Consider the following 23,797-nt stretch of genomic DNA (forward strand, 5'->3'; position numbering starts at 1 on the left):
CTGTGACTGCTTTTTTTAAAAAATGGAAAAAATATTTTACCTTTGCCGCGCTTTTAAGCTGTTTTGTTAATATTCTTCAACTGACCTTTCCCTTTTATATGTTTACCATATACCGCAATGTTATAATTTCCTACAGTGGCTTTTCCCTTGCAAATATTACGACTGCGGCCTTTTTTGCAGTCATGGTCTTAGGGCTTTTCAGCTATCTTAGATCAAGGCTTCTGGCTCTGGCTGGAAAAGATTTAAGCCTTGAGCTGAGACAGGGAATCTATTCTGGCATGATCAAAGGGTGTGTGCTGGACAATAAAAGATCATATCAAGGTGGTTTGAACGATCTTGAAGTATTGCGTAATTATTTGTCTTCCCCATCCATTTATGCATTGTTTGATGCACCCTGGGCTCCTTTTTATCTTGCACTTATTTATTTATTTCATCCTGTACTTGGTATTATTGCCACTTGCGGGGCTCTTGTTATGGTTGGGTTGAGCGCACTACAAGAAATACTTGTCCGTAAGAGCATGAAAGCCGCCAATATTAAAAATGCCCATAACTATCGTTTTGTGGAATCATTTATGAGAAATGCCGAGGTGATCAACGGAATGGGAATGATCAATGCCATAAGTGACAGATTTGTTCAAGGAAACAATCAGGTGCTGATGAACCAGACAAAATCCAGTTGTCATGCAGGTACCATACAGGCTTTGATCAAGCCCATGCAGAATGTCATCCAGGTGCTGATTTATTGTGCCGGTGCCTATTATGCAATGAAAGAGGGATTTAATGTCGGACTCATGGTGGCGGCTTCCATAATCATGGGCAGGGGGCTTGCCCCCTTAATGCAAGTCATGTCTTCCTGGCGTTTGACCACTCAGGCAAAAGAGTCGTACCAGCGCTTGAAAGGGTTTTCAGCCATGCTTGAACAGCAGGCCCAAACCATGCCCCTGCCGGTGCCAAAAGGCCATCTCAATGTGGCCGGGGCTGTTTTCAGGATTGAAGATCAGGTGCTGCTTAAAGGCGTGTTCTTTGAATTGAAACCCGGAGAGTTTTTAGGCGTTATCGGACCCAGCGGGGCCGGGAAAACCACCTTGTGTCGCTTGCTTTTAGGTATATGGCCTTCCTTTGGCGGCAAGGTTTATCTTGATGGTAAAGATATTTTTTTCTGGAACAAGGAAGAACTCGGACAATATATAGGGTATCTGCCTCAGGAAATAGAATTGTTTCCCGGAACCGTGGAACAAAATATTGCACGGCTTGGTATAGTGGACAGGGAACAGGTTGAAAATACCCTGGATATTTGCGGGATCAAAGATATGGTGGACAGTTTTCCCCAGGGGCTTGAAACCCAGCTGGAAGGGGAGAACGGGCTTCGTCTTTCCGGGGGCCAGAAACAAAAAATCGGCCTTGCCAGAGCAATGTATAAGAACCCAAGGTTCCTGGTTCTGGATGAACCCACCTCCAATCTGGACGAGCAGGGAGAACAACAGTTGTTAGGTGCATTAGCCTCTATGAAAAAGTACAATGGATGCACCTGTATTATGGTGACGCACAAACCGTCTCTGTTACACTCCATGGACAAGATTCTGGTGATGCGGGACGGCCAGGTTGCCATGTTCGGGTCTAAAGATGAAGTGTTTGCAAAGTTTGCGGGGGCGGCATGATTTTTTTTCTGAGATCCTGTTTTAAATATTTTTTATTTGCAGGGCTGTTTTCCATGTTTATCAATACCCTGCATTTAACCTTTTCATTGTATATGCTTGCAGTTTATGACAATGTCCTTGCCAGTTACAGTTTTCCAACACTTTATACGATAACTGCGCTGGCTCTTGTGGCCTTGACAGTCCTGGGCAGCCTTGAATTATGTCGGTCCAGGCTTCTGGTCAGGGCAGGGGTTAAGCTTGACGGCCTGTTGAGCCGGAGAGTATTAAAGGATATGCTCCGTGACCTGTGCCGTGCAGACGGCATGCAATACACCCAGGGACTTAAAGATATCAATACCTTGCGAAACTATCTTGGAGGCAATTCCATTTTTGCTTTTTTTGATGTACCCTGGATTTTTATTTATCTTTGGGTGATTTATCTTGTTCATCCCGTACTTGGCCTGACCGCCACTGGCGGTGCGGTAGTGATATTTATTATCGGGCTGCTGCAAAACAGCCTTACAAAAAAAAATATCGAAAAAACAGGTGCCTTGAATATTCAGGGACAGCAGTGGCTTTCCACAAGCTTTAGAACGGCACGGGAGCTTCAAAGCATGGGGATGATTGATAATGTGGCAGACGGGTTTTGCAAAATCAATGATAATGAAATTGCATTGCAGGACAAGATAGGCAAAATCGGTCATATACTGGGATCTGTCAGCCAGAGCTTCGGGGTTCTCATGCAGGTGATCATTTTTGGGGTTGGAGCCGCCCTGGTGCTGGCACACGAGGCGGCCAATCCAGGGGTGATCATTGCCGCTTCCATTATCATGGGAAGGGCTCTTGCACCGGTGAATCAGGGTATTGCAGCATGGAAGCAGACGTCCGGTGCCAGGAGTGCATATGATAATTTAAATAGACTTTTAAAAACATCTGACAATGAAGATCCGCTGGAACTTGAGACCGTAAACGGGGAATTAAAAGTTGAAGATGTCAGCCTTGATATCGGGGAAGCCAAGGTATTGAAATCCATCTCTTTTGAATTGAAGCCCGGGGAGATCATGGGGCTTGTAGGACCCAATGGTGCAGGCAAAACCTCTTTGTGCCGGATGATTTTGGGAATGTGGGCCCCGACCCGGGGTTTGGTCACTCTGGATGGTCATGATATGTTCAAGCTGGATAATGATGCCCTTGGAAAATTTTTAGGGTATCTGCCCCAGAATGTGGAATTGTTCACCGGTACAGTGACGGAAAATATTGCCCGGATGGGTAAAGTGGATGCAGAAAAAATCATTGCGGCTGCAACAAAAGCAGGTGCCCATGATACTATTTTAAGGTTTCCCAAGGGGTATGATACCGATATCGGGGAGGCCGGCCAGAGTCTTTCCGGGGGGCAGCGGCAGCGGGTGGGGCTTGCCAGGGCACTTTACGGTAATCCGAAATTGGTAATTCTGGACGAACCCAATTCCAATCTGGATGAAGCAGGGGAACAGGCCTTGGTGGGGGCCTTAAAAAATCTTAAGGACATGGGAGTTACAACCATTATGATTACGCATAAGCCAAGTCTTTTGTATACAGTGGATAAAATTTTAGTGCTTAAAAACGGAGAACAGGCCCGGTTCGGTTATAGGGATGAGGTCTTTGGACAAATGATGGGAGATGTGAATGCAAACTATAATTAAATCCTGGTTTAAATATTTTATTTTTGTGGGGTTTTTCGGGGTGTGTATCAACCTGATCTACCTTGCCATGCCCGTTTACATGATGGTCGTGTATGACCGGGTTTTATTCAGCTTCAGCCGGGCCACGTTGTATACATTGAGTGTGGGGGTGTTGATCAGCCTGATTGGTATGGGCCTGATGGATTATTTGCGCATGCGGATACTGGGACAGGCTGGAAACAACCTGGTTCAAAAAATGATGCCCTTTGTGGTTAAAAGTATGCAGGCTGATGCAGCAGGGACTAACGGTCATGATTATAACCGAGGGTTGTATGACCTTGAATTGTTAAAGGATGCCGTTGTCCACGGCCATATTTTTTATATTCTTGATTTGCCCTGGGTGTTGATCTATCTTGGCGTCCTTTATATCATGCATCCGCTGGTCGGAGGCGTTGCCTTTGCCGGGGTTTTCCTGGTAACACTTTTTCAGATTTTGCTAAGGAAGCTTGAAAACAAACGGTATATTGTTGCTGATGTGGCATTTCAGGCAAATGCCGATTTTGCCGGAACCTGCCTGCAGCATGCCGGGATTGTTTCCGGGATGGGGATGCTGCCGGCTGTCATGGAGACATACCGGGACAGATACCGGAAAATTTTGGTTGAAAGGTCCGGAGCGGATGCATCTCAAGCATTTGCAGGGGCAGTCCTGCGTTTGCTTCATATTATTTCTCTGGCAGCGGTATTCGGAGTGGGAGCCTTTGTCTTTTTCAGAGATGAGATTACAGTTGGGGTTATTTTTGCAAGTGTTATAATACTTGCACGGCTTTTTTATCCGTTTGAACGAAGCCTGTCAGATATGAAAATTTCCATTGAGGCTATGGCAGCATACAAAAGGTTAAAGCAGTTTGTGGATACCAGGGAACAAAAAAAGAAACTTTCTTTGCCTTCACCGGCTGGGAAATTTGATGCTCAGGCCATTACCATGGCATTAAACGGCAGGACAATTTTACACAATATATCATTTGCTCTGGAACCAGGAGAAACATTGGGTGTTTTGGGGCCCTCATCTTCTGGAAAAACATCCCTGTGCAAGGTTTTGCTGGGGATCTGGCCGGCATTGGCAGGCAAAGTACGGCTGGACGGGGCTGAGATTGCCCATTGGCCACGGGATGAATTTGGAACATATGTGGGATATATGCCCCAGGAACCGGAATTGTTTCCGGCAAGTGTGGCCCAAAATATTTCAAGGCTCCAGAAAGTGGATTCGGAAAAAGTTGTGAAAGCGGCTCAAAAGGCCGGGGTTCACCAAATGATTTTAAAACTTCCTCAAGGGTATGATACAAAAATTGACCAGACCGGGAAAAATCTTGCTGCCGGGCAGAGGCAGTTGATTTCCATGGCCAGGGCTTTGTATGATGATCCTAAATTTGTGGTTTTGGATGAACCTCATACCCATCTGGATGATCTGGGGCTCAGGATGCTGTTCGCTGCTTTGAACAATTTGAAGCAGGAAAAAATTACAACCATCGTAGTCACGGACAGGCCCAATTTGTTAGTGATCATGGATAAGCTTTTAGTGATTAAAGAAGGCCAGGTGGCCATGTATGGACCTGGTAAGGAAGTCTTAAATAAGCTTGCCAACAAACAACAGCCCCAGCAGGCAGCAGGAGTATAGATATGGAAGAATTAAATAAAATATTAAATACAAATCCCTTAAAATATATTATTGCCGGGTTATTTGTTATTGCCCTGTTTTTTGGGGGAATTACTGTGTGGTCTGTATATTTTCCCTTCCAGGGTGCGGTCATTGCCTCGGGGGTGGTCAAGGTGTCAGGAGAAAGAAAAGTGGTTCAGCACCTTGAGGGTGGAATCATTGAGAAAATTTTTATAAAGGAAGGGGACACGGTCAAGGAAGGGGATGTTCTTATTGAGTTGAAAGGTTCCCAGGTCAGTTCAAATGTAGATCTTCTCCGGGGGCGGCTGAGGGCTAAGCAGGCAGAGGCGGCAAGGCTCCGGGCGGAAGCGGGCATGAAATCAAAGATTGTCTGGCCCAAAGAGTTTGATAAATTAAAAACCAACCCGGAGATTGTTGAGAATATAGCTACGGAAACAGATATTTTCACGTCCAGGCGCTCTGACATACAGGGAAAGATAGAACTGCACCATTCACAGATAAAGCAGCTGGAAAATCGTATCGAAGGAGCCAGGGAAGAACTTGGCAGCCAGGTGGAAATCATCGAGAACCTGGAAGAAGATTTAAAGAGCAAACGGCCCTTGTTAAAGGAAAAATATATGGGAAAAACCAATATCCTTGAACTTGAAAGAAGCCTGTCTACTTATAAGGGACAAAAAGGCAAGCTTAACCAGGATATTGCACAGTTTCTTCAGATGATTGAGGAACTCAAGCTTCGGATTGTGGACATAGAGAACCAGTACAGGGAACAGGCCGTGTCAAAGCTGGGGGATGTGACTGATGTGATATTTGAAATAAAAGAACAGATCAAACCTCAGCTGGATGCCAAGGAGCGTTTGGAAATACGGGCACCTGTGAGCGGGGTGGTCATTAACATGCAGGTACATTCCGAAGACAGCGGTGTGATCCGGCCAGGTATGCCCCTGCTTGAAATAGTGCCGGAAGACTTGAAAATGATTATTTCGACACAGGTCCGGCCCCAGGATATTATCAGTGTGAAAAAGGGGCAGGATACCAAGGTGCAGTTGGCTGCGTTTCAACGAAAATCCACGCCTCCCATAAAAGGCAGGGTGACCTATGTGTCCCCGGATTTAATGAGCCAACAGACGGCTCAGGGTACCATGTCCTATTATGAAGCCCATGTGGAAGTGGATAAAAACGATTTAAAAGCCAAAAATGCCTATTTGTCACCCGGCATGCCCGTGGCCTGTTATATTACAACCGATCAGCGCACCGTGATCAGCTATCTTTTAGGGCCCCTGCTTAAAAATGTTGACATGGCCATGCGGGAGTAATAGATCGTGGCAAAAATAACACATATTTTTAAGACCTATTTTCCAGAAACCAACGGGGGCCTGGAAGAGGCTATCCGGCAGTATGGAAGCCATGCCGCAAAGAACGGGTTTGATGTTGAAGTTGTCTCTGTGGGGCCAAAAACCTATACCGTTAACGCACCCGACGGAATAAAAACAAAATTTTACAAAAAAACCTTTGACGTTTTTTCAAATCCGTTCAGTTTTGTTTTTGCCCGCTCATTTAAAAAAATAGTTGAAGATACAGACATTCTTCACTTTCATTTCCCCTGGCCCACGGCAGAACTTCTGGTACTTTTTTATAATATAAAGAAACCTGCTCTGGTGACATTCCACTGTGATATTCACAAGATCAAGCCTTTAAAAAGACTTTACCTGCCATTTGTGAAACAATATCTAAAAAAAATAGATAAAATCTGCATTTCAAGCAAGGTTCTTTTAAAGACCACCCCCTACCTTGCCCAATTCAGGGATAAAATAGAAGAGGTCTCTTATTTTATAAACGAAAAACGATTTTCCAATCTCCCTGATCCAGACCCGGAAATTATTGAGTTCACACAAAAAATTAAAAATTATGCATTGTTTGTCGGGGTTTTAAGGTGGTATAAAGGGCTTGACATCCTTCTGGATGCTGCAAAAAAAATTGAAGATGATATTGTTATTGTGGGCAAAGGAGATCTTTATGACAGGCTTTATTCCAGAATAAAAAATGAAAATCTGAAAAATGTTCATTTGCTGGGATTCCAGAACGACAATAATCTGAAGTTTTTAATTGAAAAATCAGGGCTTATCGTTCTGCCGTCTATCGCACCTGCCGAGGCATTCGGCCAGATCCTTCTTGAGGGACTTTATTTTTCAAAACCCCTGGTTTCGACGGAGCTTGGTACCGGCACAAGTCTTGTGAACCGGCACAACTATACGGGCTTTGTGGTTAAACCCGGTAGTGGTGTCTCCCTGGCCGGTGCAATGAATAAACTCTTAACCGATGATGTTTGTTCTAAAAAGTTCTCGAAAAATGCCTATCACCACTATCTGGACAATTTTACGGCCACAGCCCAAGGGGATAAATATATTCGGATCTATAGATCCTTTCTTCAGTAGATCTCTTCTTCAGTCCTGACCAATTTGGGACAGATCTGACCAGGCTTGAAATGTTGACATGCACCGATTTTTTTAAAAATTAGGGTTTGGCAAAAAAAGCAGGAAGGCTGTGCCAATCCATGGGCGATCTCCACAGCTAATTTGCTGTTTGCCTCCAGAGTTTTTAAAGCGTAATCTCATGGTGTGGCACATATTTTGCTTTTTTATTCTATTATTATGAAAAAACAGATTAAATTATATACGATTATTTTGGCAATGGTCTTTTTGGGTGTCCATGGCGCTTCACTGGCAGAATCCTCTGAAAATAAAGAGACTTTTTTGGATGTGATCAACCAGATAAGAACCGCACCCTTTTCCTACGCCCTTTCTCTGGGGTATGATTCAGAGTTTTTAGTCAAGAGTGGAATACTGCCTGAAACCCAGTTTGAACCATATGCAGCCGATGATTTTTTAACCGCCATAGCTGCTGACGACAATGGGCTTATGACCGGGGAGGAGACTCTGGCAAGTAAAAAAAAGCCTGTCCATCTTTTAACGGCGGAAACAGGGGGAGTGGTATCTTTTTTAAATTTCATGTCGCTGGATACTGCTTTTAAAATCGTTATAGATTATCTTTTCAGAAAAGAGCTTGACACCAATAAGTTCCATCATATCCTATCCAATGCTTATTCCTATGCCGGTATTGCCATATCACCGGGCAGGGTGGGAGGTCTGGGGAATGCATGGTTTGTTGCCATTCGCCTTGGGTCTTCCGAGTTAGTATCTGAAATGCAGATGTTAAATCTGATCAACCAGGTACGATCTGATCCGTGGAAAATATTGGATTATTCTGAGTTGAATTCGGCAGAGGTCTTTAATGAAAACCAAAGTGTTCTTTATTTGTTTACCAACAATTACCAGCCTCTTTTTTTTGATGCTTCCTTAAGGGCAGCTTCCGGGGCGCATTCTTTTTATGTGTTCCACGGAGCTTATCCTGAGCCTTCGGGAGATACGCCTCTTGAAAGGGCTGCTTTTCACGGTTATGAAGGTGGTTTTGTTCAAGAATCCGCCTTGATTGTTAACTTTTTAAAAGAGGAGGAGGGTGGTGCCTCTGTGGATACACTCTTTTCATCTCTGATACGTAATGAACTAAAAATATGGCCCCTGGGTTCCGCTGTATTTTTAAAAGATTTTCAGGATGCAGGATCCAGCATATCTTTCGGGGTTGGAGCTGATATTGATGTCTCCGTCCTTTCTTTTGTTGCCGGCAAAAAGATCAGTGATAATGAACAAATTTCAAGAATATATGGAGTCCTTTTTTCGGATAATGATGGGAACGGTCTTTATTCGCCGGGAGAGGAACTTATTCAACAGACTGTCAAGGTTTATGCTGAAGAGATGCAAGCGGTTAAAAATGTTATTACCGATAATGCTGGTCATTTTTCCATGACACTGGACTCCAATAAACAATATAGTTTTAAAGCAACAATAGAAGATGTCCCGGTCACCCAGGAAATTTTTATCACTTCTGATCAATTTGTTAAATTGGTTTACTCTCCCCCTTCTCTTTAAACAGTCTCTCCCCCCTCCCCGATTTGTTAGCAAAAACTTGCGTAGCAAAGGAATGTTTGATAAGTAGATGCATTCTTTGGTATGCAACGATTTTATCTATGAATTGAGAAAAAAATGAAAAGGGCAATTATATTTGGAGTTTCAGGGCAGGATGGGGCTTTTTTAGCTCAATTATTACTGGGAAAAAATTATCGGGTGATTGGTGTCTCCCGGACTATGCGCACAGATTCTTTCCATAATCTTGAGCTTTTAAATATCCGTAACAAGATAGAACTGGTTTCATCTTCAATTCATGACTTTAGAAGTGTTTTTACGATTATGAACAGATATAAACCGGATGAAGTCTACAACCTTGCCGGGCAAAGTTCTGTTGCCCGCTCCTTTGATGAACCATTTGAAACATTCGAAAGTATCAGCGTTGCCAACCTGAATCTTCTTGAAGTGATTCGAATTTTAAAACTTCCTGTAAGGCTGTATAACGCAGGCTCAGGGGATTGTTTTGGCAATATGGACGGGCAAACAGCCTGTGAAGAAACACCGTTTCGACCCCAAAGTCCCTATGGGGTTGCTAAATCTGCTGCATATTTCCAGGTTGCCAATTATCGAAAGGCCTATGATATTTTTGCATGCACAGGTATTTTGTTTAATCATGAATCCTATCTGAGACCAGAAGAGTTTGTTACTCAAAAAATTGTGAAGGCAGCTTGTCTGATTGCCAAGGGCCAGGCAGATGAATTGCTGCTGGGTAATATCTCGATTGAGCGGGATTGGGGGTGGGCACCCGAGTATGTAACCGCCATGTGGATGATGCTTCAAACAAAAAAAGCGGATGATTATATTATTGCCACAGGTATTACATTGAGTTTGAAAGAGTTTATTGCTGTGGTTTTTGATTATCTTGATTTGAATTGGAAAAAATATGTTAAAACAGATGATCAATTTTTACGGCCCACTGATATACAGACAATTCGTGCAAATCCTGGAAAAGCTGAGAAAAAACTCAACTGGAAAGCCAGGTATAATGGTTATGATGTAGCCAGAATGATGGTTGATGCTGAATTGAAGTACCAAAAAAAATAATCAAATTGTAATCCCTATAGGAATATAGATGAAAAAAGCATTAATAACCGGTATCACCGGACAGGATGGGGCGTATCTTACCGAGTTTCTGATTAATAAGGACTATGAAGTTCATGGAATAAAAAGGCGGTCCTCCTCATTTAACACCCATCGAATCGATCATCTTTATCAGGAACAGCATGTGAAAGACAGGAATCTTATCCTCCATTACGGGGATATGACAGATTCTTCAAATCTGATCCGGATTGTTCAAAAGGTTCAGCCCGATGAGGTTTATAATTTGGCTGCCCAGTCCCATGTGGCGGTTTCCTTTGAAGCACCTGAATATACGGCTGATACAGATGCTCTCGGAACACTGCGCCTGCTTGAGGCTATTAAAACCCTTAACCTTCATAAAACCTGCCGGTTTTACCAGGCTTCCACCTCTGAGTTATTCGGCAAGGTACAGGAATTTCCCCAGACGGAGAAGACACCATTTCACCCCAGATCACCCTATGCAGTTGCAAAAATGTATGCTTACTGGATTGTGGTGAACTACAGGGAAGCCTATGGCATGTATGCGTGCAACGGGATATTATTCAACCATGAATCACACTTGAGAGGGGAAACCTTTGTAACCCGGAAAATTACCAGGGCACTGGCCCGGATTGTTCTGGGTTTAAAAGACTGCGTTTATCTTGGTAATCTTGATGCCAAAAGAGATTGGGGGCATGCAAAGGACTATGTTGAGATGCAGTGGCTCATGCTTCAGCAGGAAATCCCGGATGATTTTGTTATTGCAACCGGAATTCAGCATTCAGTAAGACAATTTGTTGAAATTGCCGCAAAAGAACTTGGTATTACCTTGGGATGGGAAGGAAGCGGAGTTGAGGAAAAAGGCATTGTTGATACGGTGGTACCTGACAAAACAAAGTTTCATGGCAAGCAACTCAAACCGGGAGACGTGATTGTTCAAATCGACCCGCGCTATTTTCGTCCTGCCGAGGTTGAAACCCTTCTGGGCGACTCTTCAAAGGCCAACAAAGAACTTGGCTGGAAACCGCAGATTTCCTTTCAAGAACTGGTCAGAGAAATGGTTTGCTATGACATGGAAGAAGCAAAACGGGATGCCTTCTGTAAACAAGAGGGGTTTAGGGTTTGGGATTTTCACGAATAAGATGTCAACACTAAAGATCTCATACATTATTGAAATAACCAAACGTGATTTTGCAGAACGTTTTGCAGGATCGGTTCTCGGGTCCCTATGGGCGATCATCTGGCCCATGGTAAATCTTTTTATTTATATTGTCATTTTTGGTAAGGTCATGGGGGCACGTCTTCCGGGAACATCGGATATGAACGCCTATGGTGTGTATCTTGCCACGGGCCTGATACCCTGGACTGCTTTCGCTGCAACCATAAATCGATGTACATCAGTGTTTTTAGATAAAAAACATATTATTACCAAGGTGAACACATCCTTTTCTTCTCTGCTTTTACATATCCATTTGTCGGAAACCATCACCTATATTATCTCCATGCTGGTTTTCTTTATTATCCTGGCGTTTCAGGGATATGAGTTCCATAGATCTTTGCTGCTTTTGCCATTTCTCTATTATCTTCAACAATTGCTGGCCCTGGGTATTGGATTGTTTGCCGCTGTATTAAATGTTTTTATTCGTGATGTGCGTGAAATAACAGGCGTGATTCTTCAGCTTTGGTTCTGGTTTACGCCAATTGTTTATATTTCAAACATCCTTCCGCAATTTGTACAAAAATTGATTGCCTATAATCCGGCATATATAATTATTGAGTCCTATCACAGGATTTTTGTGTTTAATGAGTATCCTTCTTTTAAAAGCCTTATGCTTCTAACTATTATGACACATTTTATATTGTTTTTTTCTTTTTTGATGCTGCGGTATCTGGAAAAAGACATCCGGGATTTTTTATAATGGATTTGCTTTTTCTTGTGTGCTGGACGTCTGTATTTCTGCTGGGGACTTTTTTGACTTGGAAGCGGTTTGTCAGCCGTTTCAGGATCTATTTTTTAATGCTGCTGAATCTATTTTTTCTTGCCGGTCTTTTCGGTTTTTATCCACTGGTGACGGGGATGTCTGGTAAATTTTGAAAATTTTAGTCAATGCAATACCGATGACCGGTGTTTTGACCGGTGTTGCCAGATATCTGCGCAATTTGTATAGGGCTATGTGCCTGATGGATAAGGCTGATATCTATTATTTTAATGGTAGAATTCAGACAGTATCCATGCCTCTTCCGGCAAATTCAACTCGACGGCAGCAAACCACCTGCTCAGTGCGGTATCTTCCTGATCCCATTGTCTTTGGTTTGCGGGCAGCTTGCTGGTTAAAATATGAATACTACCTTAACCGAATATGTAAAAGTGAAGAGCCTTTTTTTGATGTCTATCATGAAACCGCTTTTACGCCGGCAAAATTGACGCATGTTCCCACGGTTTATTCTATTTACGACTTGTCTTTGCGTCGATACAGGGAAACACATCCAAAGGACAGGGTATGGCTTTTTGAATATTTCATAAAGACACGGTTGCGCTACGCCAGCCATATTCTGACCATTTCCGAGTTCATTCGGCAAGAGATCATTGATGAGTTTAACCTGCCCCCATCCATGGTAACAGCAGTTCCGCTGGCGCCAGACCCCTTGTTTGTTCCCTGTAGTGATGATATCGTATCAATGGTCAGACATAAATATAACCTGCCCAAGTCTTATCTGCTTTTTGTAAGTTCCCTGGAACCCAGAAAAAATATTGATCTTTTAATCAAAGCCCTTATGATTGCCCGTACAGATATCCCCCTTGTCCTGGTTGGCTGGCAGGGGTGGGGGGAAAAACGCTGGCTTGAAAAAATCGAGGGTCAAAGTCTGGCAAATAAAATTTATATCACAGGCCATATTCCGGATTATGATTTGCGAGCCGTTTATTCGGGGGCACAAGCTCTGGTTTATCCCAGCCTTTACGAGGGGTTTGGGCTTCCTATTGTTGAGGCAATGGCATGCCATTGTCCTGTTATCTGTTCCGATACCGCCAGCATGCCAGAGGTTGCAGGCGAAGCCGCCATTTTAATTGATCCTGCCAGAAGTGATGAACTTGCCCATGCAATTGAAACCATTGTCCATGACAGCGAAATAAGGTATAAGCTTGTGAAAAAAGGGGGTGATCAGGCAGCCAGATTTACCTGGAATGATACGGCCATACAAACTTTTGAGGTGTTTAATACGGTTCTAAAATGATTGTTGTTAAAAATATTTCAAAGACCTTTAAACTTTATAGGCAACCTTCTGATAGATTGAAGGAAATTGTATTAAGGCGTTGTTATCACAAAGAATTTCCAGCAGTAAGCGATGTTAGTTTCCAGGTTCAAAATGGTGAGACCCTTGGAATAGTAGGGGAAAATGGTGCGGGCAAATCAACGATTTTAAAGCTGTTGACAGGGATTCTTATCCCAGATTCAGGGTCTATCCATATCACCGGTAAAATCACAGGTCTTTTAGAGCTTGGAACAGGGTTTAATGCTGAATTTTCCGGCATCGACAATATTATTCACAATGCGACTTATCTTGGGCTTTCAAGACCTGAAATCAATGAAAAACTGGATATGATCATTGAATTTACAGAGCTTGGCGAATTTATTCACGAACCCATAAAGACATATTCTTCGGGTATGGTCATGCGGTTGGCATTTTCTGTTGCCATTCATGCAGAACCCGAAGCCTTTGTTGTGGATGAAGCGTTATCTGTTGGGGATGCTTATTTTCAGCAAAAATGCATAAAAAAAATAAGGGAGTTCAAAGAAAACGGGGGATCCATTGTGTTTGTTTCCCATGATATGAATTCTGTAAAAGTCTTGTGTGACAAGGCAATTTTGCTGAATAAAGGTTGTGTGGTTGAATATGGTGTACCTGAAGCCATTATAAATTCTTATAATTTTCTTATTGCACAACGATCTTGTGGGCAGGAGATTAAATATAGGGAGAAACAGACGTCTTCAGGATATGGAAATCACAAGGTGATGATTGAACAAGTTGATTTGCTTGATGAAAACAATAATAGATCTGAAGTTCTCATGAGCGGCCATTCTGCCAATATTAAGGTTCGCCTTAAAGGACATGAGGCAATGGATGACCTGACGCTGGGGATTGTCATACGGGACAGGTTCGGACAGGACATATACGGAACCAACTCCTATTATATGAAAAAGCAGATCAGTATTCAACCGGGCCAGATTCTTATTGTGACCTATGCATTTGAAGCATTTAATCTTGGACCCGGCAAATATTCCATCACTTTGGCAATCCACAAAGGTGCAGATCATATTGACGAATGTGTTCACTGGATAGATGGATGTGCTGTATTTGAGATGGTGGCAGGGGATAACTATTTTTTTACAGGTTTAGTAAGACTGACACCTGATTTGAAGGTAACAAAGGAATAAAATTATGATTGAAATTGATACGCCCGGGGTTGATATAGATAAAATAAAGGCCTGCATCCAAGAAGAACTGGAACAGTATAAAACAGTCAATGGGGGGAGATCTTTTAAATCCATTCCCTGTCCGTCTGATTTTAAATCGGCAGAGCAATGGCGTATTGATGATTGTGTCAGCAAAGAAACCCTTTTGCAATTCCACGGGCCGGAATTTATAAACAAGGCATATATTTCAATACTTCACAGAAAACCTGATTTCCAGGGGAAGGCCATCTATCTTGATAAATTGCAGAATGGTCAGCTTACTAAAATCGAAATTCTGGGCAGGCTCAGGTATTCCAGAGAGGGACGTCTTAAAAAAGTTTATATAAAAAATCTTTTGTTTCCCTTTCTACTTAAAACTTTTTTCAAAATCCCCGCATTGGGTTGGGGCTTGAGAATTATGGCAGGAATTTTCAATCTGCCTATAATTTTGATGAATATACAGAGAATTGAAAATACGTCGATTGCCCACTACAGTCTTATGGAAGAGAAGGATAAAAATACTCGAACGCTGATTTTAAAATTAGATGAGGATATTCAAAGCCTTAAGACCGACAGCATCCAGGCCCGATCTGACCTGGCAAAGGAAGTCTCCTTGGTTAAAACAGATTTATTAAAACAGATAAAAGATAACACAATAACGCTTCTGGATATGCAGCGCAGAATTCAAACCCATTTGGAAGAGGCCAGAAAAAGATTTCCTGAACCGATTTCAAATGACCAGCTTGTACATGTGGTCAAAGAAGAGGACCACCTTTTTGATGCAATGTATCTGAGTTTTGAAGACCGGTTCCGGGGCACGGAAAATGATATCAAAGAGCGGGTGAAGGTTTATCTTCCCTATGTGCAAAAAGCGTGTGAAAATACAAAGGATAAGTCACTTCTGGATGTGGGTTGCGGTCGGGGGGAGTGGCTTAAGCTTTTAAAGGAGAACAATATTGCAGCCGCAGGCCTTGATCTGAACGGTGTTATGGTGGAAAAATGCCGGGATGCTGATCTGGATGTTGTCCAATCCGACTTGCTGGCATATCTTAGAAACTTAAAAGCCGATACGCTTTCTGTGATCACAGGGTTTCATATTGTAGAACATTTGCCCTTTAATACTATGATTTCTTTGTTTGATGAATCTTTGAGGGTTTTAAAACCAGGTGGCATGGTTGTTTTTGAAACCCCCAATCCTGAAAACCTGATGGTGGGTGCATGTGATTTTTATACGGATCCATCACACAAAAATCCCATTCCGCCCCATACGCTTTCCTATCTGGTTGAAGCCAGGGGATTTGTAAATATTGAAATAGTGAGACTTCACCCCAATAATGCCATTCAGATTGAAGATCCGTTTTTAAATTACTATTTTACAATTGGGCAGGATTACGCTGTTATTGGATTTAAAGAATGAAAATATGTGTTGCAGTTGGTTCCCTGCTGGAAAATGATGCCATCGGAAATGATGTCGCCCATCAATTGTCTGTCCTGAATACCAATAATATTTCAGCTTTTGTCTATACAGATCAGGTAAAAAGGGCCGGGACGGCGCAATATGTCCTGGACATGGTCGCTTTGTCTGATCTTATTGATGACCCTGATAATATATTGATTTATCACCATGGCGGGTGCTGGGGCAATGGTCAGAATATTCTTGAAAAAGCAAGATGCCGGATTTTTCTTAAATATCACAACATCACCCCCCCTGAATTTTTCAAGCCCTATACCCGGTTTTTTAAAAAATATTCCAACCATGAAAAATTTTGTAGAAAGGGCATTGAGCAAACCAACAAAATTCTTCGTTTGAACAAAGTCAGCCGGTTTTTATGTGATTCTTGTTTTAATGCAAAGGATTTTCTAAACTGCGGTATTGATGATTCCAAAATTAAGATTGTGCCGCCTTTTCATAAGTTAGATGATTTTAAAAACGTTGAAATAAATCCGGATCTTTGTCAAAAATTAGATGATGGAAAAATAAATGTTTTGTTTGTCGGCCGCCTGGTGCCAAACAAAGGTCACAAACATTTGATCCGGGTGATTGCAGATTATACAAAAATGTACAACTCAGATATCCGGTTGATCATTGTGGGGGGAATTGATCCGAATCTTCGCTTGTATCTGGATGAACTTAATACCTTAATTAAAAAAAATAAATTGCAGGAGATTGTTCATATAAAAGGTTCTGTGACCTTTGAAGAACTCCACACCTATTATAAGGCCTGCCATATTTTTTTACTCATGTCAGGCCATGAAGGATTTTGCCTGCCGGTGTTAGAAGCCCAGTTTCATTCCCTGCCCATTGTTGCCCTAAATACCAGTGCCGTCCCGGAGACCATGGGGGAAAACCAGATTGTATTTGATGAGCCGGATGGTCAAAAATTTGCCGCAGCAATCCATGTTTTGTATCATAATTCCGATTTCCGGGAGTATATTGCAAATGAAGGCAAAAAAAATATCGAGCGGTTTTCAAATAAAACAATAGAAGACAAATTTTTAAAAGCCGTGCTTGATTAAAATATGGGTCTTTAAATCCCGGATCATCTGTTCTGTCCGAAGCTGTCTTCCCGTTTCAGTCAAATGAAAATAGGTATTAAAATACAGTGACGGTTCATACATATAATCATAGGGATTGCCCACATAGCGCCACCCTCTGCGTCTTACTTCCATCACAATATTGTCATAAAACCACTTTTCTCCTGGATTTGTGTAATAGCTTTCATGCTTCATTAGCGTGCTGGGCATAAAGATCACACTGACATTTAATTTTTTACAATACAGGATAAATTCACTGATAAACTGCCAGCCAATTGCATCTGGGTCAAAGGTTTCAGAATATTTTTTAGGCTTGAGCTGCTGGGAGTGTATTTCCTTGAACATGGCCCAGGTTTTAAATTTTAGATTTGTATTGATCTGATCTCCGTGGCTATCGATTTGATGGGCCCCGTATAAGCCGGTATCTATTTTTTCCCCGCCTTGATATAAAAAACCTCGGAGTAGTCTTTTTAAGTCCATGTAAAGCACCATGTTTATTTGTTCTTTCAGGCTCATTTTCCAGAAAAACCCTGGGTCCCTTGAAAATATATAATCAACCGTCTGTGCACTCGGGGTTCCATCATAGGAATACATTGGATACTCCAGGGGCATGAGAATAATGTCGCCTGGATGGACCACTTTTTTAGCCGTTTCCAGGGTGTAGGGCAGGTCGATGCCTGCATTGACACCGTAATTTAAGACCGGCATGTGGAATGCCCGGGCAATTTTTTGACTGTCCACACCAAATAAAATATTGGAACCTGCCAGAAGGATGATTTTTTCCCCCATAATTCTTTCTGAAATAAGTTGTTTTTTTTCATAGACATCATAAATCCATTGGGACATTTGTGTGGGATTATTTACCTGGACAGCAATGAGTAAAGCCCAGAACAAAAAAGCTGAAACCAGGGAAAAAATAAAAACCGTTAAAAATCTCAAATCAATCCTTAAAAATTAAAATATACAAAGGTTTGTGCCGGGGATGCGACCATTGATTTTAAGGCAACAAACAATAAAATCCCTGCGACAAATCCATGCTTCAAAGATACTTTGGGTTCATCATTCATAGATGTGATAAACGCCATTGAATTCGGAAAAAACCAAATAACCATCAACCCACAAAAAAGCAAAAATTCCCTGGACGTCAAACACGCATATACCCCCCATTTAGTGAATTTTAAACCCTCAACAGAAAAAGCGCGAAAATCAAAAAGTGCCCCATAGTATTGGAGGGCCATTTCAAAGGTCTGGGCTCTGAATAAAACCCATAAAAGCGTCACCACCAAAAAGGTAAGGAGTATGGAAAACTGTTTTTGCAGTCTTAATCCCTGGGGAAACAATTTGTTTTTAAGATGAAGAACAGCTAAAAACAGGCCATGGAGGAACCCCCACAGTAAAAAAGTCAATCCAGCCCCATGCCAGATCCCGCAGATAGTCATGGTGATGACCAGGTTGTACAACTGCCTGGGAAGGCAGACCCGACTGCCGCCCAATGTAAAATAAACGTGTTCTTTTAAAAAGACAGATAAAGTGATGTGCCATTTTTTCCAAAATTCAATTAAATTTTGTGCCTTGTAGGGTGAATCGAAATTTATGGGAAGTTTTATACCTAGAAGAAATGCCAGGCCCAGGGCCATATCAGCATACCCGCTAAAATCAAAATAAATTTGAAACGAGTAGGCAAAAATGCCCATCCAGGCATCATAGTTTGATAACAGGGTACTTACATTTAAAAAGGATTGATTGACTATAGATGTCATATTATCCGCAAACACAACCTTTTTAAACAGGCCGGTGCAAAATAAAAAAATCCCTGCATTAAAATAGACTTCATTGAATTGGGCCCAGGAAGGTTTTTTGATCTGAGAAATAAGGTCGTTATAGTGAACAATGGGGCCGGCTATGAGTTGGGGGAAGAAAAACACAAAAAACAGATACTCTTTAAAATAAGTTAGCGTGATTTTTTGTCTAAACATATCCACTTGAAAGGCGATTTGCTGAAATGTATAAAACGAAATGGCAAGGGGCAACACAAGAGAATAATGGCTTATTTGCAAAAAGTTAGTGTACTTATAGTAGATCAGCGGAAGTAAATTAAGCAGAATGACGGCGGCAAGTATTTTTTTTTTATGCTTTTCCGGGATGTTTTTGGCATAGCCATAATTTAGTGCCACTGATGTGAATAAAATGATCAGATGTTCCAGTTCCGACTGCATATAAAATATAATGGAAGCCGCTATCAAAAACCATACACGAAACCGGATGTCTAACAATCGAAACAAAAGGACAGTCGGTATTAAAAATATAAACATAAACTCATATGAATTAAATAACATTACTCAGCTTTCCGGGTTAGTTTTGTTCACGATTTAAAATTGCAACTGACTGAAATAATTAAAACAGGCCCAGGTGAGCCCAGGTTTCGCTTTCTACAATTTGCGAAAGAAACAAATGATGGATGTCCATTGGACTCTGCCGTCATTCAGGATAATATGATGCCGTATTCTATGTACATCTCCATCAAGGTGCATCATGATGGGATCCATCAGATATTCCAATGAGGGCAACTCGTAATTCATTTCATGTACCAGTTGAAGTTGTGGGCTGGCATTGATAATATATTTTTCAAGCAGTTCCTTTGTGAAAAATTCAGGATGATCCTTGCAATTGGGGGTCAGTATAAACTCAGTTGCAACAGCAACAATACCGTTTTTCTTTGTCACCCGTGCCATTTCCTTCATGGATTCCTTTGCTTTTTTGTGCCCGCCAAAGTGTTCAATGGACGACAAAGACCATACAAAATCAAAGGTTTTGTTATCAAATTTGAGATCTGTGCCGTTCATATTCAGCAATTGGAGTTTTGATTTATCATAGCCTCTGTCGCAGAACTCATCTGAGTTTTCAAGAATAGAAGGATTCGCTTCGTTTCCCCCTATGGCATTGTTTGTCCAATTCTCATTGCCGTACAAATCAGTGCCGGTTACCTCGGCGATATGATCCGCCAGATAATACAAAATCGGTTCATGTCCTGCGCCAACACCAAGGCCTTTGGCCTTTGCATCAATTGCTCCCAGGGTATGCAGGCCCCAGATGCATTGCGTCCATTCCCAGCCTTTTCTATATGCATATTCCTTGGATTCACTAAAGCAATGCTTGTCCACAGAGTAGGATTCAAGTTCTCGATGTATTTTCATCCATTCCGGATTGTCCCATTTGTTTGGGTTTGTCATCTCATTTAATCTGTGCAAATCCATCATTTTTATCTCTCCTTTTTTCAATGCCGATTAAAATGGTAAAGACTAACAATTATTGTTGAATAGCATCTCATTTTCATATATGGAAGTGCCAACAGATAATTATTTTCTATTTTTAAAGAGTGAAACACAAGATAAAAATAAAAATTATGGAAAAAATAGCGATACATCAATTTCATTCAGGCTCTGCCTATGGTGATGCCGTAACCAATTCAATGTTTTTAATCCGCAGATTGCTTTTAAAGTTTGGGTTTGATTCAAAAATATATGTGGAGCGGATTGCCCCGGAATTAAAAAAAGAACTGTTCTCTTATAAAAAACTGAAATTAAAAAAAAGTGATATCATTTTGATTCATCACTCCATGGGGCATGACCTTGGAAAGTGGGTGATGGGTCTTGCCGGGAGAAAAATCCTTGTGTACCACAACATTACCCCGGCTCATTTTTTTTCTGATAATTATCGTTTTAAACACTATGCCACCCTTGGCAGAAAGCAGTTGAAATTATTTCTTCCCCTCATGGAGTCTATCATATGTGTTTCAAAATTCAATGCAGATGAACTGCGAGGTTTTGGCTACAAGGATGTGAAAGAAATTCCCCTTTTGGTAGACATCGATAGGATTCAAGCCCGGAAATGGGATGACTCAATTGTGGCAGAATCCGCCGGGATTTATACTGTTTTGTTTGTGGGGCGGATCGCTCCCAATAAATGCCAGGAGGATCTTGTCATCATTGCCCGATATTTAAAGACAATGTTAAGCCGTCCTTTTCAGCTGATACTTGTCGGTGGTTATTCTAAAATAGACGCCTATTATCGGAAATTGTCCGCCCGGATCAAGGCAGCCGGCGTGGAAGATTGTGTCAGATTTACAGGAAAAATTTCTGATGCCAAGCTGTATGCATGGTACAGAACAGCAGATCTGTTTTTGAGTATGAGTGAACATGAAGGGTTTGGCGTTCCCTTAATTGAAGCCATGGCATTTGATGTTCCTGTTGTGGCATATAAATGCAGTAATATCCCTTATACCATGGGAGGGGCAGGGGTATTAATTACCCAAAAAGACCACTTTTCCATTGCCGCCTTTATAAAAATTCTTTCCAGTGATCGACCCATGAAAAGGGCCCTGATCAGGCAGCAGAAAAAACAGGTGGCCAAATTTACCAACCAGCAATTGTCAAAACAATTATACGCATTTTTAAAAGAACAGAACATTGATGTTCCAAATCCTGATGTCGATTTTGGAACTAATTTAAACTCTGCTCCCCTTCACTGTCAGGTCGAAGGCCCTTTTGAAACTTCCTACAGCCTTGCCCTTGTAAACAGGGAGATGGCTCTGGCATTGGATCGTAATAAACCGGGGAGTGTAACTCTCTTTGCCACTGAAGGTCCCGGTGATTATACCCCTAATATAGAGGCTGTCAGATCCTTTGCCGGTGTTGAAAATCTTTGGAAAAAGGGGTGTAAGGCCAGCCGGGCAGATGTTGTGATTCGTAACCTTTATCCGCCAAGGGTAGCGGATATGGATGGTCAGATTAATTTTCTTTATTTTGCATGGGAAGAGTCAGGGCTTCCCTTTGAATGGGTAGAGCAATTTAATCAACATCTGGACGGCATGCCCGTGGTTTCAAATTTTGTTAAAAAAATTCTCATTGATAATGGCGTTTATCTGCCTGTTCAGGCAGTGGGGGATGGGGTAGACCATATTTGCAAGAGTATAACAACCTATTCGTTAAGCGTAGAAACAAAATATAAATTTTTACATATTTCTTCATGTTTTCCCAGAAAAGGTATTGATCTTTTGTTATCCGCCTTTGCCAGGACGTTTACGGTAAAAGATGACACAAGTCTTGTGATTAAAACCTTTCCTAATATTCACAATACCATTGAAGAAAAAGTAAAGTGTCTTAAAAAGAGATTCCCGGATTGTCCTCCCATTGAGATTATTAATAAAGACCTTGCCCTGTCACAAATTGCAAGTCTTTATCAGCAATGCCATGCTCTTGTGGCGCCCTCCCGGGGGGAAGGGTTCGGCCTGCCCATGGCTGAAGCTATGCTGTATGGGCTGCCGGTTATTACAACCGCCTATGGCGGGCAGTCTGAATTTTGTACAAAAGAGACCAGCTGGCTGATTGATTTTTCATTTAAGATAGCCAAAACACATATGGGGCTTTTCAATTCTGTGTGGATGGAACCGGATGTGAATCATCTTGGACGCTTGATGCATGAGGTGCGCTTTGCAACCCAAGCTCAGCTTAAATTAAAACTTGATGCTGCAAAAGCATTGATCAAAGATCAATTTACCTGGGACCAGTGTGCCGGCAGGTTAAAAAAATTTGTGCAGAAAATAGACAATATTCCCCCGCTTTTCCAAAAAAGAATACGCCTTGGCTGGGTATCCTCCTGGAATACAAAATGCGGCATTGCAACCTATTCAAAATTTCTCATTGATGGATTGTCCAAAGATGATTTTGATATCACCCTGTTCGCTTCCAAGGCCGAGGCAACCCTTGTGCCGGATGCGCAAGTTTCATCGGATGCAAATGTTTTACGCTGCTGGACTGATTGTGCCGGCGGGGTTAAAGCGCTTCTGGCAGCCATGGCCAAGGAAAAGCCGGATGCCCTGGTTCTTCAGTTCAACTTTGCCTTTTTTAGTTCAGGTCATCTTGGAAAGATTATTCAGTTTGCAAATGACCAGGGGATTGTTCTGATCATTATGTTTCATTCCACAAAGGATGTGAAAGTCGGCAGGTGGGAAGCATCCCTTGAACCTGTCACATCTTTGCTTGAAACGGTTGATCGTCTTCTGGTCCATAGTGTGGAAGATCTGAACCTGTTTAAATCCAGGGGGGTATATAAAAACACCGCTATTTTCCCCCATGGGGTTTTGAACCGGTTGCCGGTTTCTACTGTATCCAGAGGCAAATTTATTATTGCCAGCTACGGTTTTATGCTGCCCCATAAAGGTTTGGAGCAATTAATTGAATCCTTTGTGATGCTGAGAAAGAATCGGCCGGATCTGCAGTTGTTGATGGTAAATGCATTGTATCCCAACCGGGTATCGAATGAGACAAAACTTCGGTGTGAGAATTTAATAAAAGCAAATCAGCTTCAGGGATCGGTTACCATGGTAACTGATTTTCTCAGAGATGAAGACAGCTTTGCCTTGCTCGATACAGCATCCATGATTGTATTTCCTTACCAGGCAACGGCTGAATCATCAAGCGCTGCTGTCCGATACGGTCTTGCAACCCATTGTCCTTGTGCGTGTACCCCCCTTGAAATTTTTTCTGATGTTAAGGGTATTGTTCATACGCTGCCGGGAACATCGCCTGAGGATATTGCCGCTGGTATTGAAAGATTACTTTGTGATCCAGACCGCTTGAAAAGTAAGCAGACGCTTCAGGAAAGGTGGCTTTCAGCCAATTCCTGGGATGTTTTGGGCAAGCGGCTCGGGGGGATGATAAGAGGTCTGGTTTTTTCTTAAAATAGCAAACACGGCTTC

At 42.0% G+C, this 23,797-nt stretch carries 17 protein-coding genes; 14 read left to right on the top strand and 3 right to left on the bottom strand.

Annotated features, from left to right (window positions below; genetic code table 11):
- The first annotated feature begins 2 nt into the window (after positions 1-2).
- The 13 genes from TOL2_RS07540 (at position 3) to TOL2_RS07600 (ending at position 17,022) form a co-directional block, all read left to right on the top strand.
- Entirely contained in the window at positions 3-1,658 is a 1,656-nt protein-coding gene (locus tag TOL2_RS07540) for a type I secretion system permease/ATPase (protein ID WP_014956910.1), read from the top strand.
- Complete coding sequence (locus TOL2_RS07545; RefSeq protein ID WP_014956911.1) at positions 1,655-3,319, top strand: type I secretion system permease/ATPase; 1,665 nt, start codon at positions 1,655-1,657, stop codon at positions 3,317-3,319. Before TOL2_RS07540 ends, TOL2_RS07545 begins: the two co-directional genes overlap by 4 nt.
- Positions 3,303-4,973: a type I secretion system permease/ATPase gene (locus TOL2_RS07550; RefSeq protein WP_041279354.1), complete on the top strand. Its 1,671-nt coding sequence runs from the start codon at positions 3,303-3,305 to the stop codon at positions 4,971-4,973. The genes TOL2_RS07545 and TOL2_RS07550 overlap by 17 nt, the downstream gene beginning before the upstream one ends.
- Before the next feature lie 2 nt (positions 4,974-4,975).
- On the top strand, positions 4,976-6,286 hold the full coding sequence (locus TOL2_RS07555; protein ID WP_014956913.1) for an HlyD family type I secretion periplasmic adaptor subunit: 1,311 nt from the start codon (positions 4,976-4,978) through the stop codon (positions 6,284-6,286).
- Between the two features lie 6 nt (positions 6,287-6,292).
- Entirely contained in the window at positions 6,293-7,405 is a 1,113-nt protein-coding gene (locus tag TOL2_RS07560; protein WP_014956914.1) for a glycosyltransferase, read from the top strand.
- Positions 7,406-7,621: 216 nt separating this feature from the next.
- Positions 7,622-8,956 carry a hypothetical protein gene (locus tag TOL2_RS07565; protein WP_041279355.1) on the top strand — a complete coding sequence of 445 codons (1,335 nt, stop codon included), beginning with the start codon at positions 7,622-7,624 and terminating at the stop codon, positions 8,954-8,956.
- A 114-nt stretch (positions 8,957-9,070) separates the two neighbouring features.
- On the top strand, positions 9,071-10,036 hold the full coding sequence (locus TOL2_RS07570; protein ID WP_014956917.1) for a GDP-mannose 4,6-dehydratase: 966 nt from the start codon (positions 9,071-9,073) through the stop codon (positions 10,034-10,036).
- Positions 10,037-10,064: 28 nt separating this feature from the next.
- Positions 10,065-11,192 (top strand): GDP-mannose 4,6-dehydratase, encoded by a 1,128-nt coding sequence (gmd, locus tag TOL2_RS07575; RefSeq protein ID WP_014956918.1) that lies wholly within the window; start codon positions 10,065-10,067, stop codon positions 11,190-11,192.
- A gap of 1 nt (position 11,193) precedes the next feature.
- On the top strand, positions 11,194-11,970 hold the full coding sequence (locus TOL2_RS07580; RefSeq protein WP_014956919.1) for an ABC transporter permease: 777 nt from the start codon (positions 11,194-11,196) through the stop codon (positions 11,968-11,970).
- Positions 11,971-12,142: 172 nt separating this feature from the next.
- Complete coding sequence (locus tag TOL2_RS07585; RefSeq protein ID WP_148278075.1) at positions 12,143-13,285, top strand: glycosyltransferase family 4 protein; 1,143 nt, start codon at positions 12,143-12,145, stop codon at positions 13,283-13,285.
- A 56-nt stretch (positions 13,286-13,341) separates the two neighbouring features.
- On the top strand, positions 13,342-14,487 hold the full coding sequence (locus tag TOL2_RS07590) for an ABC transporter ATP-binding protein (protein ID WP_232508095.1): 1,146 nt from the start codon (positions 13,342-13,344) through the stop codon (positions 14,485-14,487).
- Positions 14,488-14,491: 4 nt separating this feature from the next.
- Positions 14,492-15,922, top strand: a complete 1,431-nt coding sequence (locus TOL2_RS23520; protein ID WP_014956922.1) for a methyltransferase domain-containing protein — start codon at positions 14,492-14,494, stop codon at positions 15,920-15,922.
- Positions 15,919-17,022, top strand: a complete 1,104-nt coding sequence (locus TOL2_RS07600) for a glycosyltransferase (protein ID WP_014956923.1) — start codon at positions 15,919-15,921, stop codon at positions 17,020-17,022. Before TOL2_RS23520 ends, TOL2_RS07600 begins: the two co-directional genes overlap by 4 nt.
- Here TOL2_RS07600 and TOL2_RS07605 read toward each other — a convergent pair.
- From TOL2_RS07605 to TOL2_RS07615, 3 genes are all read right to left on the bottom strand, one after another.
- Positions 17,002-17,979 (bottom strand): hypothetical protein, encoded by a 978-nt coding sequence (locus tag TOL2_RS07605; protein ID WP_041279356.1) that lies wholly within the window; start codon positions 17,977-17,979, stop codon positions 17,002-17,004. The genes TOL2_RS07600 and TOL2_RS07605 overlap by 21 nt on opposite strands.
- An 8-nt stretch (positions 17,980-17,987) precedes the next feature.
- Positions 17,988-19,352: an MBOAT family O-acyltransferase gene (locus TOL2_RS07610; RefSeq protein ID WP_232508097.1), complete on the bottom strand. Its 1,365-nt coding sequence runs from the start codon at positions 19,350-19,352 to the stop codon at positions 17,988-17,990.
- A 117-nt stretch (positions 19,353-19,469) separates the two neighbouring features.
- Positions 19,470-20,297 (bottom strand): class I SAM-dependent methyltransferase, encoded by an 828-nt coding sequence (locus tag TOL2_RS07615; RefSeq protein ID WP_014956925.1) that lies wholly within the window; start codon positions 20,295-20,297, stop codon positions 19,470-19,472.
- Between the two features lie 146 nt (positions 20,298-20,443).
- On the opposite strand from TOL2_RS07615, the gene TOL2_RS07620 reads away from it, so the two are divergent.
- Positions 20,444-23,779 (top strand): glycosyltransferase, encoded by a 3,336-nt coding sequence (locus TOL2_RS07620; RefSeq protein ID WP_041279882.1) that lies wholly within the window; start codon positions 20,444-20,446, stop codon positions 23,777-23,779.
- The last annotated feature ends 18 nt before the right edge of the window (positions 23,780-23,797 follow it).

Origin of the sequence: Desulfobacula toluolica Tol2, assembly GCF_000307105.1 — a bacterium.
Classification (GTDB): Bacteria; Desulfobacterota; Desulfobacteria; order Desulfobacterales; family Desulfobacteraceae; genus Desulfobacula; species Desulfobacula toluolica.

Excerpts from the sequence above, each read along its gene's own strand:
- TOL2_RS07580 (WP_014956919.1), top strand. The coding sequence starts at position 11,194 with ATGTCAACACTAAAGATCTCATACATTATTGAAATAACCAAACGTGAT.
- gmd (WP_014956918.1), top strand. The coding sequence starts at position 10,065 with ATGAAAAAAGCATTAATAACCGGTATCACCGGACAGGATGGGGCGTAT.
- TOL2_RS07565 (WP_041279355.1), top strand. The coding sequence starts at position 7,622 with ATGAAAAAACAGATTAAATTATATACGATTATTTTGGCAATGGTCTTT.
- TOL2_RS07600 (WP_014956923.1), top strand. The coding sequence starts at position 15,919 with ATGAAAATATGTGTTGCAGTTGGTTCCCTGCTGGAAAATGATGCCATC.
- TOL2_RS23520 (WP_014956922.1), top strand. The coding sequence starts at position 14,492 with ATGATTGAAATTGATACGCCCGGGGTTGATATAGATAAAATAAAGGCC.
- TOL2_RS07620 (WP_041279882.1), top strand. The coding sequence starts at position 20,444 with ATGGAAAAAATAGCGATACATCAATTTCATTCAGGCTCTGCCTATGGT.
- TOL2_RS07550 (WP_041279354.1), top strand. The coding sequence starts at position 3,303 with ATGCAAACTATAATTAAATCCTGGTTTAAATATTTTATTTTTGTGGGG.
- TOL2_RS07570 (WP_014956917.1), top strand. The coding sequence starts at position 9,071 with ATGAAAAGGGCAATTATATTTGGAGTTTCAGGGCAGGATGGGGCTTTT.
- TOL2_RS07545 (WP_014956911.1), top strand. The coding sequence starts at position 1,655 with ATGATTTTTTTTCTGAGATCCTGTTTTAAATATTTTTTATTTGCAGGG.
- TOL2_RS07615 (WP_014956925.1), bottom strand. The coding sequence starts at position 20,297 with ATGATGGATTTGCACAGATTAAATGAGATGACAAACCCAAACAAATGG.
- TOL2_RS07555 (WP_014956913.1), top strand. The coding sequence starts at position 4,976 with ATGGAAGAATTAAATAAAATATTAAATACAAATCCCTTAAAATATATT.
- TOL2_RS07610 (WP_232508097.1), bottom strand. The coding sequence starts at position 19,352 with ATGTTTATATTTTTAATACCGACTGTCCTTTTGTTTCGATTGTTAGAC.